Origin of the sequence: Pseudomonas sp. SIMBA_067 (assembly GCF_046534675.1) — a bacterium.
In the GTDB taxonomy this organism is placed as follows: Bacteria; Pseudomonadota; Gammaproteobacteria; order Pseudomonadales; family Pseudomonadaceae; genus Aquipseudomonas; species Aquipseudomonas putida.
Window position 1 is genome coordinate 1 of sequence record NZ_JAWRYH010000721.1, and the last position, 259, is coordinate 259.

Consider the following 259-nt stretch of genomic DNA (forward strand, 5'->3'; position numbering starts at 1 on the left):
TCTGCCATGCCCATCTCCCCCAGCGAAGAACGCCACCTCACCCTCTCTGTGCTCAAGGCCGCCATCCAGGCCTTGGGTAGCGTTGCCGCACGCAACATGGAAATCCTCCTGCACGACCTCGACCACCCGGAGCACTCCGTGGTGGCGATCGTCAACGGCCACCTGTCCGGCCGTAGCGTCGGCAGCCCGATTATTGCAGCCCCGGAACAGGACCAAGGCTTCAAAGCATTGATGCAGGCCTCGGCCGATCAGCGCGGCT

The 259-nt window shown here is 64.1% G+C and carries 1 protein-coding gene; it reads left to right on the forward strand.

Annotation, left to right across the window (positions count from 1 at the left end; translation table 11 throughout):
* Positions 1-6 precede the first annotated feature (6 nt).
* Positions 7-259: PAS domain-containing protein (locus SB765_RS31045; protein WP_410932678.1), on the forward strand; the 253-nt coding region annotated here is incomplete at its 3' end.